Origin of the sequence: Nonomuraea sp. NPDC048901, from assembly GCF_040649695.1 — a bacterium.
Taxonomy (GTDB): domain Bacteria; phylum Actinomycetota; class Actinomycetes; order Streptosporangiales; family Streptosporangiaceae; genus Nonomuraea.
In genome coordinates this window covers 84457-98258 of the sequence record NZ_JBEZFW010000022.1, presented here as the reverse complement: position 1 = coordinate 98258, position 13802 = coordinate 84457, and the positions used below count along the sequence as shown (strand labels likewise).

The window sequence follows — 13802 nt, the reverse complement described above, 5'->3', positions numbered from 1 at the left end:
GCGCAGCAGGCCAGGTCTACATCTCGGCCGCGGACGGCTGCGACGACGGCCACCGCGCCGTCCGAGCGGAACTCCCCCGAACCGATAGCGTGTGATCACAGTTGCGATGAAGCCGCTACGCGATGGGATGATCACATGGCTCGTGACGGATTCGCCTTCGAGAAGGGCGGCTTCGCGAACGCGAAGATGAGCCTGGAAGCGGCGGCGGAAGATCTGGGCTCGAAATATCACGCGGGAAATGAGGTCTCGCTCGGCATGTTCGCCCTGAGCGCGGCGTGTGAGTGGCCTGCCCGGCACGAGTACATGAACACCTGGGAAGACCTCAAGCAGGAGTTCCGCCACGGTAAAAACGAGGCCACAACCCTGGCGGCCTGCTGAAGAAGACCGAGGACGGCTACAGCACGGCTGAGAGCGAGAACGCCCGCACGGTGCTCGCCGCCGTGGCCGAATCCCAGGAGGCGAAGCCCACCGACGTTCCCGAACCCTACTACGACCATGATCCCTATAGTTTGGACACGCCCTTTCCGTGGTCGTTCACCGGTGGTGCGAGCGTCGCGGCGATGGGCTTGGTGTCCCGGCTCAGCGTGGCGTTCGAGAAGGAGCAGGCACTGCTCCGTGCGGCTAATGACGAGGCCTGGGTGCGGAACGCCTTCCGGTCCAGTCCTGAGCTCCGTAGAGAGAGGCTGTCGAAGATCGCCGAGCGGAGCCAGGCCACGCTGAGGAACCTGACGTACGCGAAGGCGTTCTGCTATACGGCGGCGGCCGCCGGACTCGCCTGGGTCTCCATGGTCGTGCCTTCGGACGAGAACCTCGACCGCGCGATCTCGGGCTGGGACAACATCGCCTACGACTGCGGACAGATCTTCGGACACGACACCCGGGCCGTCCGGGAGGCCATCGCCGCGTCCTGGGACGGGCTCGCCAAGGACTCCGCCGATCTGAGGCTGGTCGAGTTCATCGCCGCGGGCAACCATCTGACCGAGAGAACACGCCGGCTGTCCGCCGCGCTGTCCGATACGGTCCAGGACCTCGACCGTATCCACCAGATCGCGCTGGCATTCTCCGCCGTCAGCCTGGGCGCCATCGCGGGCGCCGGAATCGCGGCCCGGATCAACCCCGCCTTGCGCCCCGTCACCGAGTTCCTCGGCACGCGGCTGGCCATGGTGATCCTTTCCTGCGCGCAGTTCGCGCCGGCGGTGGCCGCGGGAGCGCTCGCCTGGTACCGGATGGCCGACGCCAGCCGGCCGACCACCATCGGGGGCCGCGAGATCACCGGGTTCAGGCGTCCCTGAGCCGCCCGTAACCGGCACCGGCCCGCTCCCCGCACAGCCCGCTCACCGAACGACCTACTCCCCGAACGACCTACTCCTCGAACGCCCCGCTCCCCGAACGGTCTACTCCCCGAACGGCCCGCTCACCGAATAGCGCGTGAGCGGGCCTTCGTCGCCCTGGCCGCTTTCCTTCCCCACTCGCCCGTTTTTCCGGTTATGCCAGGTCGTGCCAGAACATCCGTCCGGACATTTGCCGAGGTTGGGGTCCCATGTCGGATCCGATTTGACGGTGAGTGATGAAGTGTGGTCGTCTCGTGACTTATGTTTCTGATGGGATGATTGAGACCGCTTCGGGGGTAACTGTTCCGTGCGGTATCCATGGCACGCCCTGGGGCGCGTGCTCGTTTCCGCTTCCATGATCAGCGCGACTCTGGCGGTCGTGCCCGTCACCGCGCACGCGGCAGCGCCGTCGTACGAACGGCCGTACAGCAAAGAACGGCCGCAGGACGAACAGGTGGCCAAGCCCAAGATCCGCCCGGTGCCCGCCGTACGGCAGCCGGCGCCCGCGGCCGTGAACGTGCCGATGGAGGCGTCGCCGGCCCGCAGGGACGCGGGCTCGGAGGCCGTCGGCCCGCAGGCGCCGGAGGTGACGACGCCCGCCGGCCCGGCGCTCGTCAACGAGATCACCGCCGAGGCGGCCAAGCGCGTCGGCGCGTCGCGGCCCGATCCCAAGCGGCTGCTGCCCGACACCGGTCAGGCGGCCACGCTGGCGGTGAAGAACCCGGTCGCCGGGCTGTTCGACCGGCTCGCTGCCCAGAAGGTCGTCTCCGCGCTGACCTACCGGCTCTGTGTGGAGAGCGAGGCCGTACCGGTCTCCTGCTCGGTCACCCGCCCGGTGGGCGTGCCCGCCGCCGCCGACGTGACCGGGGACAGCATGCCGGATCTGGCCGCCGACCTGGTGCCCACGGCCAGTCCCAAGGACTCCTCCGTCGGGCTCGGCTTCGCGGTCAGGCGGCTGCCCGGCGCCGAGACGAACCTCAAGGCGCAGGTCTGGGCGGAGTACGACGGCCGGGTGTCGGTCGGTTTCGACGGGCTGCACCGAGGCGCGTCGCTGTCCGGCGCCGACTGGGGCACCTTCACCGTCGACCTCACGGGCAAGCGGGTGAAGGCGAGCGTCGACCGTACCGATCCCGGAGCCTCTGCCGCGATCGTGGCCGGGCTGACCGGCCGCAGCGTGGTGAGCCTGCGGCAGACGCCCGCCACCGAGAAGCTCGCGGTCGACGTGGACCTCGACTCGACCGCCCTGGACGTCACCAGTTCGGCCGCCGCCAAGCTGGAAGCGCTGGCCGTCAGCGGCAGTCGCTACACCAAGGCGACGCTGGACAAGATGCCGACCAAGGCCAAGATCGGGCTGACCCGGGACAAGGACGGCGCCCGGCTCCGCTTCAGCAGCACGACCTCGATCCGCCACGCCGAGTTGTACAACTACGTCTACGCCGACGGCGCTCTCGCCCGGGCGGCGAGCGTCGAGGTGCGCGGCGCACCGCCGTCCATGACCGCCGCCTACACCGCCACGAACGGCAAGCAGATCCTGACCGTCGACTCGGGCCACCCGCGGGCCGGGTCGGCCAAGCTGCTCTACTTCGACCGGGCCGCCGCCAAGACCGTCCTGCGGGCCGAGCTCAGCGGGCTGCCCGCCAAGGTACGCCTGGTGAACGACCTGGCCGAGCACCGCGTGACGCACACCACCAGCTCGAAGATCGGCAGGTTCGCGGTCGTGCTGCAGCGCGACGGAGGCGCCGTCTCCAGCCCGCGCGGCAGTCACGTCACGATGATCAAGAACGGTGACGCCGTAGGCGTGTCCGGGCTGCTGACCGGCCTGTCCGGATTCGACGTCACGTACGGCGCCGCCCCCCACGCCCAGCTGGAGGTCGGCGCCAGCGGCCGGTCCTTCCTCGGCGCGGCCAGCATCGACGGCACCCGCCTGGCCAGGCTGGAGATCTCCAACACGCCCGCCAAGGTCGACGTGACCCTCGACCCGGCCGCGCGCAAGGCCGTCTACCAGGCCAGCGGCGTGATCGACAAGATCAGGGCGGCCTACACCGACACCCGGTCGGGGCCCACGATCGACGGCACCATCCAGGGCGTGCACGACGACGTCAAGGCCGGCTGGGAGCTGGGGGAGCGCTCGACGGTCGACATCGCCTCCTCTTCCACACTGGGCAAGGCGCGCATCTACGCCAACAAGGCGTACGTCACCAAGCCCCAGGGCGAGGACGTCCAGGCCGAGGTGTCGGGGGTGCGCAAGCACGTCCAGCTGGTGGCCGACACCGCCGCCAAGACCCTGACCTGGACCTCGGACGGCCCGGTGCGCTCGGTCTCCGCGCTGGCCCGCGCGAACGTACAGGGCCGCTACATCACCGCCGCCGCCGAGGTGAGCGGCGTGCCCGCCCGCTTCGACGCCTCCTGGAGCGGCGCGGCCTACCGCTTCCGCGGGCTGTCGGGCCCGGTCGGCTCGGCGGCCGTGGCGTTCGCCAACCACGACGGCGCCAAGGTGCCCGCCGGTCCGCATCTGTCGGCCCACTACGACGAGGCCACCGGCGACCTCGACGCGAGCGTGCGGGTCAAGGGCCTGCGCACGGTCGAATTCAGCCCGGGGGACCAGGGCTTCACGGCCGACTTCAAGGCGGCCCGGCAGACCCTCGCCCTCGACACCGACGTCACCCGGGGCGACCTGCGCTTCGGCCTGCTCGGCAGGCTCGGCCCGCTGCCCGGCCGCCTGGCGGTCTCGGCGGCCGGGGGCGCGCTCACGTACTCGGGGTCCCGGCTCGATGTGACGGCCCGCGCTTGGCTCGGCAAGGCGGGCGCGCTCAAGAACATGGCGGCCGCACCGGCCGTGCCCGGCGGCATCTCGCTGGTGGACGGCGGCTGCGTCGCCGGGTCCGCCGGGTGCGGGCAGGGCGCCTTCTGTACGGAGCGCGGCTGCTTCGGCGTCCAGGGCTACCTCGACGTGTCCGGCCTGCCGGACCAGGTCACGGTGGATCTGGCGAAGAAGACGTTCACGTTCGCCGGATTCACGCCCAAGCGCCGCTCACTGGGCGTCTACCTGGCCAGTACGATCCTGGCGCCGGTGCCGATCAAGGCGCGGGCCACGCTCACCGGACTGCCCTCCAAGATCACCAGCATGTCCGTCGGCCCGTTCGACGTGACGCAGGGCAACGCCGTACAGGCGAACTACCGGATTGAGCCCGCCGCGACGCTGGGCTCGCTCGACCTGCTGGCCGAGGCGGGCACCCTGCGCGGTCACGTGGCCATCGACCCGGTCCCGGCCGCCGTCGCCGTACAGGGCAGCTATGGCGCGCAGACCCGCATCCGCGTCACGAACTCCGCAGCCGTCAAGCGCCTCAGCGCGAAGGTCACCGTGGACGGGGCGGGCACCGGCGAGCTGCGCTTCGGCGACGTGCCGGCCCGATTCGGCGTGGACGCGGACGCCTCCGGCGCGAACCTGCGCGTGCCCACGCTCACCTACAAGGCGCTGGGCGGCGTCAACACGCTCGACGGCCACCTCGGCGTGGAAGGCGGGCTGATCGACCGGACGGGGCGGCTCGGCGACGTGTCGCTCGACGTCACCGACCTGGCCGCCGACACCACCGTACGGCTGAACCCGGACCAGTCGCTCGACCTGGTGTCCCGGCCGGTGCCGACAGGACGGGTCCAGGTGCGCGGCGGGCTGACCGTCGACCCGGTCGCGCGGCAGCGCATCGCGGTCAGCAAGGAGATCCCGTACACCACCGGCTTCCTCTCCTACCAGGTCGGCGGCGACTTCGGGCTCGGCAAGAGCACGATCAAGGACCTGTCGCTGGACATCCGCCGCATGGCGTGGCTGCGGATCAGACCGGGCAAGATCCCGTTCGGGATGAAGGCGCCGCCCGCGCTGGGCTACATCGCCCCCGGCTTCGAGGGGAACTACGAGCGCCTCGCCCTCGCCGCGAGCGGGGTCAGCCTGCGCCCCGACGTCAACGTGAACGTCAAGCTGAGCCGCAAGCTCGGCAACGACATCTTCCGCGACACGGTCCGCATCGGCCCGGTGACCTCGCTCGCCCTGCGCCGCTACGACCAGCGGATGCGCCGCATCGGCGCCAAGCAGGCGATCAGCGCGGTGGGCGTGCAGCTGGCCTGCCTGACCGTCGATGCCAAGCCGGGCTTCGCCGCGAACGGCACGAACTCGATCACGCTGCGCGGCGCGGACGGCCCGCAGATGGTGTCGCTGCTCGACCCCGGCGGCCAGGTGCCCGACTACGCGGTGGACCTGCTGACGCACTTCATGTCCCCGTTCCCCGGCGCCGAGTGGAAGGTGGCGGGGACCAAGGTCGGGCGTTGCGCCACGGGCACCCCCAAAACCTGAGCCGTCAGCGGGGGCCCAGGTAGCCGGGTGGCGGGCCCCCGCCGTCGTAGGTCCGCACCGGCCGGCCGGCCAGGAAGGCGCGCAGGACGTTCAGGTAAGGCTTGCCCCGGTACGAGCCGGTCGCCACGTAGGCGAGCTCGGCCCGGGGGAGGGCAGTGCGGTAGTCGGCGGCGGCCGACCAGGTCCGCCGGTCGTGGACGCCCTTGACGATCAGGGCGGGCGCGGTCGAGGCCGCCAGGCCCCGGCGCAGGCCGTCCGGGGCGGCGCGCTGGGCCAGGCCGGCGTAGCCGCTGCCGTAGGCGGCCTCCACCTCGCGGTCTCCGGCGAAGGCGTGCGCGGCCTGGGGGTCGGCCCGCAGGAGCGTGTAGACCGTGAGGAGCCGCGGCGACGGCGGGCGGCTGAGGCCGAGGAGGGAGGCCGCCTCCGAGGCCAAGGGGGAGGTCGTCTCCGGAGGGCCGACGGGTGTCGCCGAGGGGTTGAGCGGCAAGGGGGAGGCGGCCTCCTGGCCGTCGAGCGGGGCCGGGGAGGTGAGGACGGCCTTGGCCACCTGGTCCGGGTGCTCCGCCAGGTAGGCGGCGGCCAGCCGGGCGCCGTAGTCGTGGCCGATCAGGATCAGCCGCCGGGCGCCGATCTCCTGCCGTATCGCCTCCAGGTCGGCCACGTCGCGAGGCAGGCCGTACCCTCGCGGGTCCGTCAGCCGCGCGGACCGGCCCGCGCCCAGCTGGTCGTAGGCGTACACGGTGTAGCCGTCGGCGCTCAGCCCGGCCAGGAACGCCGAGTCGCCCGCCAGGTCGGCCGTGCCCGGCCCGCCGTGCAGGAAGACCACCGGATCCGGCCGCGTGGCCCGCTTGGGCGTCAGCCGTACGTAGGCCAGCTCGGAGCCCGTCGCCAGACGCCATTCTCGCTGCCCGGCCACGGCGGGCGGCGGCGCGGACGCGTCCGGCGGGGCGTGCAGGGTGGCGGCCGTGACCTGCCAGACCACGGCGGCCTCCACCGACAGGATGGCCAGGGCCCGCAGCCAGCGCCCCCAGACCGGGCGCGGTCTCGGCACGCACAGCAGCAGGCCGAGGAAGAACACCGACGCGAACACCGCGAGCCCCGTGATGGCGAAGACGTCCGGCGGGGCGCCGATCGTCGCCATGCCGGCCAGCGCCGCCAGGCCCGCGATCGGCGAGAGCGCCAGGATCGCGAGCCCGGTCAGCAGCCGACCGGCCCGTCTGGCTAGAGCACGCACAGGGCGAAACTAGCCCAAACCACCCGTACGGGCGACCGAAACCGCCAACGGCGCCCCATGTTCCTGGCCCAGGTCGCAGGCCAGGAGGGCGGCGAGTGGTCCAGGTCAGGTGAGCGAGTCGCCCAGGCGGAGCCGGAGGTGGCCGTCGCGTGGCGCCATCTCCCGCACCGTCCACAGCCGCTCCTGCACGACGGTGCCCCGGCCGGTCACGTACCCGCCCACCCGGAGCACCGGCCGCCCGGTGTCGTCGGTCAGGAGCCGCGCCCGCGACTCCGCGTCGTCGTCGCCGAACACCAGCAGGAAGTCGACCGGATCGGCCGGCGCGTCGAGGATGAGGCCGGGGGAGAGGTGGGTTTCCGGGATCCTGATCACGTGATAGTTCACCCGGACGCCTCTACCCCGGCCGCGCGGTTTCAGTTGTTGTTGAGGAACTGCTGGGCGAGCGTCCTGCCCAGGTTGGTGGCCTGGGTGTGGTTCTCGATGGTCGAGACCTTGGTGCCCGAGCCGGTGAACACGATGTACGTGACGCCGCTGTCGGTGCCGCCGTTGCTCGGGTCGGGATTGATGCCCAGGTCGGCGGCCGTACGGTAGGACGCCTCACCGATGATGCCCGTCGGTCCGGTATCACCCATGACGGCGTACTCCACTTGGCCGTTGTAGACGATCGCCACCACCGTCCCGCAGCCGATGCCCTTGGTCCGGTAGTCCCAGATGCTGCTGGCGCTGGGCACCACCATGTAGGCGAGCTGCGCGGCGTTGAGCGGCCCGCCGGAGCTGGTCTGGCAGAACGTCTCGTTCTGGAAGCAGCAGTCGGTGTCCTCGTTGCACTGCGTCGTGCGTACGCCGTCGCAGTCGATGTCCATGTCTCCCTTCCAGAACACCGCGCCGGTCTTCTCGCACACCGCCACCGTCGCCGTGCTGACGTCGGAGTCGGTCTTGTACTTGCCGTTGGAGATCTGGCTGCACGCCGTGACCTTGGCCAGCAGCTGGTCGGCCGTGGGCCCGGTGGTGCCGCCGGTGGCGGTGCCGGTGACCGTGGCGCTGTGGCCCGACTCGTTGCCCGCCGAGTCGACGGCGGTGACCGTGTAGCTGTGGGTGGAGCCGGAGGTCAGGCCGCTGATCGTGGCGCTGGCCGTCGGTGAGGTGGCCACGACGGTGGTGCCCTCGTAGACCTTGTAGCCGGTCACGCCGACGTTGTCCGTGGAGTCGTTCCAGGCCAGCGAGATGCTGCTGGCCGAGGTGCCGGTCACGCGGGGGCTGGCGGGCACGCTCGGCGCCTGGCCGTCCGGGCCGCCGGAGCCGCTGACCGACAGCCGGTCCACGTTCGGGCCGCCGTTGGCGGAGGTGCCGGTCGCGCGGATGGTGTTGACGCCGGCGTTCAGGGTGACGGTGACCTGGCCGTCGGCCCAGGTGTCCCAGTTGCCGGTGCCGGCGAAGTTCACTCCGGCGGCGGCCACGGTGCCGTTGACCGCGATGTCCATCGGCCGGGTGGCCGTGGTGCCGTTGGCGTAGCGGAAGGTCAGGGTGTGGGTGCCCGCGTCGGCCACGCTGACGCTCCACTCGATGTACCCGCCGACGGCGTTGACGTAGTCGACGAAGCCGGTGCCGGTGTAGCCGGTGTGGTTGGTCGCCACGCTGGCCTCCGACAGGGTGGCCGCCTCCGCCTGGTACTCGCTGGCGGGCGCGTCGGCGACCGTGGCCTCGAGGTAGTCGAGGTTCGGGTTGCCGCCCGCGTTCGTCGAGGTGACGCGGATCGTGTTGTCGCCCGCGTTCAGCGTCGCGGTGAGCGTGGAGGTGGCCCAGGTGTTCCAGTTGGCGGTGGTGCCGAAGGAGCGGCCGGCCGAGACGACCGTGCCGTTCACCGAGACGTCCGCGGTGCGCGCCGAGGTGGTGCCGTTGGAGTAGCGGATGGCCAGCGTCGCGGTGCCGGCCGCGGGGGCGTTGACCGTCCACTCGGTGTACGGGCCCACGACGTTGTCGCCGTTGACGAAGCCGGTGCCGGAGAAGCCGGTGTGGTTGGCCTCGACGACGCCCTGGACGACGGTGGCGTTCTCGGCCTCGTAGCGGACCGTGGCCGCCCGCGCGGGCAGAGCGGTCAGGGTGGCGGCCAGGAGGGTGAGGAGGGGGAGCAGGATCAGCGGGCGTAAGCGTAAGCGAGCCCGAGCTGGAGAGTGCACGGCTGGCCCTTCTGCCGAATTCGTTAGGAAGGCTTCCTAACAACTGGAGATGGGACCACTCCGTCAAAGCGCAGTCAACCCCGTAGAGGGGCCCAAATAGCGTGAACGCCAACAGATGCTATGAAATAGCTCCACCCTCTACGAAGGCTGGAGACCTACGTGGCCCTGTTCGACCTGCCGCTTGAGCAGCTCCGTTCCTACCTCCCCGACCGTGATGAGCCCGCCGATTTCGACGACTTCTGGACGCGCACGCTCGCGGAAGCACGCGAGTTTGACTCGGCTGCCGAGTTCACTCCCTACGACTTGCCACTCGCCTCGGTCGACGTGTACGACGTCTCCTTCGCGGGCTGGGGCGGACATCGGATCAATGGCTGGTTCCTCGTGCCGCGCGGTGTGGAGGGGCCGGTGCCGTGTGTGATGCACTACATCGGCTACAGCGGCGGCCGCGGTTTCCCGCATCACCACCTGACCTGGCCCGCCGCGGGTTACGCGGTGTTCGTGATGGAGACCCGGGGTCACGGCGGCGCCAGCCCGGGCAGCCCCGGTGTGACCGGCGACCCGTACGGTGGCGACCACGCCCAGGCCCCCGGCATGATGACCCGCGGCATCCTCGACCCCGACCAGTACTACTACCGGCGGGTCTTCACCGACGCGGTCCGCGCGGTCGACGTGGCCGCCGCGCACCCGGCCGTGGACGCCTCGCGGATCGTCGCCTCGGGCGGCAGCCAGGGTGGCGGCATCGCGCAGGCGACCGCCGCGCTGCATCCGGCGATCAAGGCGGCGCTCATCGACGTGCCGTTCCTGACGCACTTCCGCCGGGCCGTGGAAATCACCGACCGGGATCCGTACCAGGAGATCGTCCGGTTCCTGTCCAGCCGGCGGGAGAGCGCCGACCAGGTGTTCCGCACGCTGTCGTACTTCGACGGCGTGAACTTCGCCGCCCGCGGGCAGGTGCCCGCGCTCTACTCGGTGGCGCTCATGGACCAGATCTGCCCGCCGTCCACGGTCTTCGCCGCCTACAACCACTGGCGTGGGCCGAAGGAGATCAGCGTCTGGCCGTGGAACGGCCACGAGGGCGGCGGCGGCTTCCAGAACGAGGAGCAGATCCGCTACCTGCACAAGCTGCTCGCCGGCGCCTGACCGGTACAGCCTGACGAACCACTGGTCCGGTACGGCCCGACGAAAGGTACGTACCGGACCGGCGGTGGTCCGTGTTTCAGTCGGCCCGGCCGCTCGCCAAGCCGATAAGGCCCATCTAGACGGGCTGGTCGGTCACCAGGAAGGACACAGAGCCCTGGTCGTCCGCTCCCGCGTCCAGAGACTTGTCCTCCAGCACGGTCGCGGCCACCGGGTCGAGATACACCCGCGCGCCCTCCGCCTCGACGACTTCGTCGGCCGGCTCCGGCGCGGTGGCCAGGGACAGGGTCAGCGAGCTCGAGCCCTCGCCCTGGGACGAGATGCGGATGCCGCTCTGCGCAGGCTCGGGCGCGGACGCGGTCAAGTCGCGAATCGCCTGGGCTGCGTTGTTTGTCAGGGTGAGCACTACGGCTCCTCCTCACGATCGACGTACATGAACTGCCTGCCCTTCCCCCATTCAGCCGGTCAAACCTTCTGACTCGAAATCTTTGCCAGGCATTCTTGCCCGCTCGCGGGAATCATGTCGGGTATGGAGTTCGACGAGTACCGCGAGGCCATGGTCGCCCAGCTGCTCGAGCGCGGGGAGGTGAGCGAGCGGGTCGCGGAGGCGTTCCGGCTGGTCCCGAGGCATCGGTTCCTGCCGGACTTCGACCCGGAGGCCGCCTACCGGGACGAGCCCATCGTCACCAAACGCGATGAGGAGGGCAGGCCGATCAGCTCCTCCTCGCAGCCCGCGATCATGGGCATCATGCTCGACCAGCTCGACGTCCGGCCCGGCCACCGGGTGCTGGAGATCGGCGCGGGCACCGGCTACAACGCCGCCCTGCTCGCGCACCTGGCCGGGCCCGAGGGACGGGTGGTCAGCGTCGACATCGACGCCGACGTGGTCGCGGCGGCGCGGCTGCATCTCGACGCCGCCGCCTATCCCGAGGTGACCGTCGAGTGCGCCGACGGCGCGGCCGGCTTCCCCGCGGAGGCGCCGTACGACCGGGTGATCGCCACCGTCGGCGTGTGGGACCTGGCCCCGGCCTGGCTGGAGCAACTGGCGCCCGGCGGCCGGCTCGTGGTGCCGCTCGACCTGCGCGGCGTGCAGGTGTCCGTGGCCATGGAGCACGCCGGCGACCACTGGTCCAGCCGGTCGGTGGAGCCCTGCGGCTTCATGCGCATGCGCGGCCCCTCCGCCGGGCCCGAGGTCACGCTGATGCTGGACGGCGATGCCGATCTGGTGCTCACGCTGCCCGAGGCGCGCGAGGTGGGCGATGTCCTGGCGATGCTGGACGAGCCTTTCGCCGAGGTGGCCGTCGACGGTGTGGCGCCGCTGCCCCGCCTGTCGCTGATGGGCGGCGGGGTGGGCCTGTGGCTGGCGCTGCACGAGCCCCGCTGGGGGTCGTTGACCGGGCGGCTGCGGTGGGCCCCGGTGACCACCCAGGGCTATGGCATGACGGTGGGCATCGTCAGCGGGGACGGTCTGGCCGTACTGGCGGCCGAGGAGGAGCTGCGCGCCCGCGGGTACGGGCCCGGCGGGGCGGCGCTGGCGGCGGAGCTGATCGCGCACGTCCAGGCGTGGGACGCGGCGGGCCGCCCGGAAGCCTGCGACCTGCGCATCGACGCCTACCCCGGCCCGGCGCCGGAGGGCGCGGCCGTCATCGCCAAGCGGAACACCAGCCTGGTGCTAAGCTATGACTGAATATCCAGAGTAGTCATAGGGGCATAGATGGCCGTGGCGTTCACGGCGGACGACCGGGCGCGCATCACCGCCCGGCTGCTCGACACCGCCGAAGAGCTCTTCGCCGCCCAGGGGCTGAAGAAGACCTCGCTCGACGAGCTGGTCGCCCCCTCGGGCATCGCGAAAGGCAGTTTCTACGCGTTCTTCGAGTCGAAGGAGGAGCTCTACAAGGAGGTCATGGTCCGCCGGGCGCCGCTGATGGGCAAGCTGCTGGCCGCCGCGCTCGACCGGCCGCCCAGCGTGGAAGCGCTGGCCGGGCTCATGCGGAGCATGATCGAGGCGCTCACCACCGACCCGTTCTACCGGCGGCTGCTCACCCGCCCCGACGAGCTCGAGGCGGTGGCCCGCCGGGTCGGCCCCGAGGAGCTCGCCCGGGTCACCCCGCATCTGATGACGCCGCTGATCGACTACCTCGCCCAGGGGCAGAGCGCCGGCGTCATCGTCGCGGACGTCCCGCCGGAGGTGCTGATGGGCGTGCTGCGCACCGCGGGCCTGCTGGTGATCAACCGCGACAGATACGGACCCGACTTCGAGCAGGTGCTCGACGCCACCATCAACGCGCTGGCAAGGGGGCTCATCGCATGAGCGTGCTGAACAGATACGCGCGGGCCGCGGGCATGACCGACGAGGCGTGGAAGCGGCACGCCAACCCGTGGAGCGTCTGGACCAGGTTCGCCGCGATCCCGCTGATGATGCTGGCCATCTGGAGCAGGACGTGGATCGGCTGGTGGTCCCTGGTGCCGGTGGCCCTGGTCGTCGTCTGGCTGATCGTCAACCCGCACGCCTTCCCGGCGATCGAGCAGCCGACGAGCTGGACGGCCAAGGGCATCTACGGCGAGAAGATGTGGTTCCAGAACCGGTCGCTCGTGGCCGGCGATCATCGCAAGGTGCAGCGCCTGCTCATCGCCGTGGGGCTGGCCGGGTTCGCGCTGCTGGCGTGGGGACTGGTCGCGCTGGAGGTGTGGCCCGCCGTCTTCGGCGCGACGCTGGTCGTGCTCGGCCAGCTCTGGCGCATCGACCGCCTCGGCCAGCTGTACGAGCGCCACAAGGCCGCTTAACCGGTTGGCAGCCTTTAACCGGTTGGCAGCTCCATCGGGGCGCCCAGGGTGCGGGAGACCTCGTGCGCGGTGGCCGCGACCAGCGGCCCGAGCTCCTCGGCGTCCGCCACCGACAGCTCGTGGGTCAGTGTCGAGATGCTCACCCCGGCCACCACGTGCCCCATGTGGTCGAAGACGGCCGCGGCGACGCAGCGGATGCCCGCCTCGTTCTCCTCGTCGTCGATCGCGAAGCCGCACTCCCGTATCCGGGCCAGGTGGCGGCGGAGCGCGGCCTGCGTGGTGATCGTGGCGGGTGTGCGCCTGGTCAGCCCGGTGCGGGTGGCGATGCCCGCCACCTCGTCGTCGGACATGGCCGCGAGCATCGCCTTGCCGATCGCGCTGGTGTGCAGCCACAGCGACATGCCGACGCGCGAGGGCATCTGGTAGGGTTTGCGGCCCTCCAGCTTGGCGGCGTAGACGGCCTCGTCGCCGTTGAGCACGGCCAGGTGCACGGTGTAGCCGGTCTGGTCGTGCAGGCGCTGCAGCACCGGAGAGGCCTGGCGTACGGGATCGAAGCGGGCCAGCATCCGGCCGGCCAGCGTGAGGATCTTGGGACCCGGCAGGTAGCCGCCGCCGCCGTCGGGCCGGGCGAAACCGTGCTCGGCCAGCGACTGCAGGATGCGGTGGGTCGTCGACTTGGGCAGACCCGTGGCCGTCGCGATCTTGGTGACGCTCTCGTGCTCGGCGAGGGCCTCCAGCACCCAAAGCGCCTTGTCGATGGCGGTGCTCGGCCTGGGTTCCACCCGATCAAGCAT

The 13802-nt window shown here is 71.1% G+C and carries 12 protein-coding genes; 7 read left to right on the top strand and 5 right to left on the bottom strand.

Annotation, left to right across the window (positions count from 1 at the left end; genetic code table 11):
• Window positions 1–135 precede the first annotated feature (135 nt).
• The 3 genes from AB0C30_RS48655 (at window position 136) to AB0C30_RS48645 (ending at window position 5676) form a co-directional block, all read left to right on the top strand.
• On the top strand, window positions 136–378 hold the full coding sequence (locus tag AB0C30_RS48655; RefSeq protein WP_357957255.1) for a hypothetical protein: 243 nt from the start codon (window positions 136–138) through the stop codon (window positions 376–378).
• 62 nt (window positions 379–440) lie between these two features.
• Window positions 441–1292 (top strand): hypothetical protein, encoded by an 852-nt coding sequence (locus AB0C30_RS48650; RefSeq protein ID WP_357957253.1) that lies wholly within the window; start codon window positions 441–443, stop codon window positions 1290–1292.
• 394 nt (window positions 1293–1686) lie between these two features.
• Window positions 1687–5676 carry a hypothetical protein gene (locus AB0C30_RS48645; protein WP_357957251.1) on the top strand — a complete coding sequence of 1330 codons (3990 nt, stop codon included), beginning with the start codon at window positions 1687–1689 and terminating at the stop codon, window positions 5674–5676.
• Between the two features lie 4 nt (window positions 5677–5680).
• Here AB0C30_RS48645 and AB0C30_RS48640 read toward each other — a convergent pair whose 3' ends face one another.
• The 3 genes from AB0C30_RS48640 to AB0C30_RS48630 form a co-directional block, all read right to left on the bottom strand.
• Window positions 5681–6910 carry an alpha/beta fold hydrolase gene (locus AB0C30_RS48640; RefSeq protein ID WP_357957249.1) on the bottom strand — a complete coding sequence of 410 codons (1230 nt, stop codon included), beginning with the start codon at window positions 6908–6910 and terminating at the stop codon, window positions 5681–5683.
• A 105-nt stretch (window positions 6911–7015) separates the two neighbouring features.
• Window positions 7016–7294, bottom strand: coding sequence for a hypothetical protein (locus tag AB0C30_RS48635; RefSeq protein ID WP_357957247.1), 279 nt, complete (start codon window positions 7292–7294; stop codon window positions 7016–7018).
• A 29-nt stretch (window positions 7295–7323) separates the two neighbouring features.
• Complete coding sequence (locus tag AB0C30_RS48630) at window positions 7324–9087, bottom strand: glycoside hydrolase family 75 protein (protein WP_357957245.1); 1764 nt, start codon at window positions 9085–9087, stop codon at window positions 7324–7326.
• A 159-nt stretch (window positions 9088–9246) separates the two neighbouring features.
• Here AB0C30_RS48630 and AB0C30_RS48625 point away from each other — a divergent pair, with 159 nt between their 5' ends.
• A complete protein-coding gene (locus tag AB0C30_RS48625) occupies window positions 9247–10227 on the top strand; it encodes an acetylxylan esterase (RefSeq protein ID WP_357957244.1) in 981 nt (326 codons plus the stop codon).
• 115 nt (window positions 10228–10342) lie between these two features.
• On the opposite strand, the gene AB0C30_RS48620 is transcribed toward AB0C30_RS48625, so the two are convergent.
• On the bottom strand, window positions 10343–10630 hold the full coding sequence (locus tag AB0C30_RS48620; RefSeq protein ID WP_357957242.1) for an iron-sulfur cluster biosynthesis family protein: 288 nt from the start codon (window positions 10628–10630) through the stop codon (window positions 10343–10345).
• Window positions 10631–10753: 123 nt separating this feature from the next.
• Between AB0C30_RS48620 and fxlM the strand changes: the two genes are divergently transcribed.
• From fxlM to AB0C30_RS48605, 3 genes are read left to right on the top strand one after another with little or no spacing between them, the layout of a single operon-like run.
• The gene (fxlM, locus tag AB0C30_RS48615) at window positions 10754–11911 is read left to right on the top strand and encodes a methyltransferase, FxLD system (protein WP_357957240.1); all 1158 of its coding nucleotides are present in this window, start codon (window positions 10754–10756) and stop codon (window positions 11909–11911) included.
• Window positions 11912–11938: 27 nt separating this feature from the next.
• Entirely contained in the window at window positions 11939–12535 is a 597-nt protein-coding gene (locus tag AB0C30_RS48610; protein ID WP_357957238.1) for a TetR/AcrR family transcriptional regulator, read from the top strand.
• Window positions 12532–13008, top strand: a complete 477-nt coding sequence (locus AB0C30_RS48605; RefSeq protein ID WP_357957236.1) for a DUF6653 family protein — start codon at window positions 12532–12534, stop codon at window positions 13006–13008. Before AB0C30_RS48610 ends, AB0C30_RS48605 begins: the two co-directional genes overlap by 4 nt.
• Before the next feature lie 14 nt (window positions 13009–13022).
• Here AB0C30_RS48605 and AB0C30_RS48600 read toward each other — a convergent pair whose 3' ends face one another.
• Window positions 13023–13790 (bottom strand): IclR family transcriptional regulator, encoded by a 768-nt coding sequence (locus AB0C30_RS48600; RefSeq protein ID WP_357957234.1) that lies wholly within the window; start codon window positions 13788–13790, stop codon window positions 13023–13025.
• Between the last annotated feature and the right edge of the window lie 12 nt (window positions 13791–13802).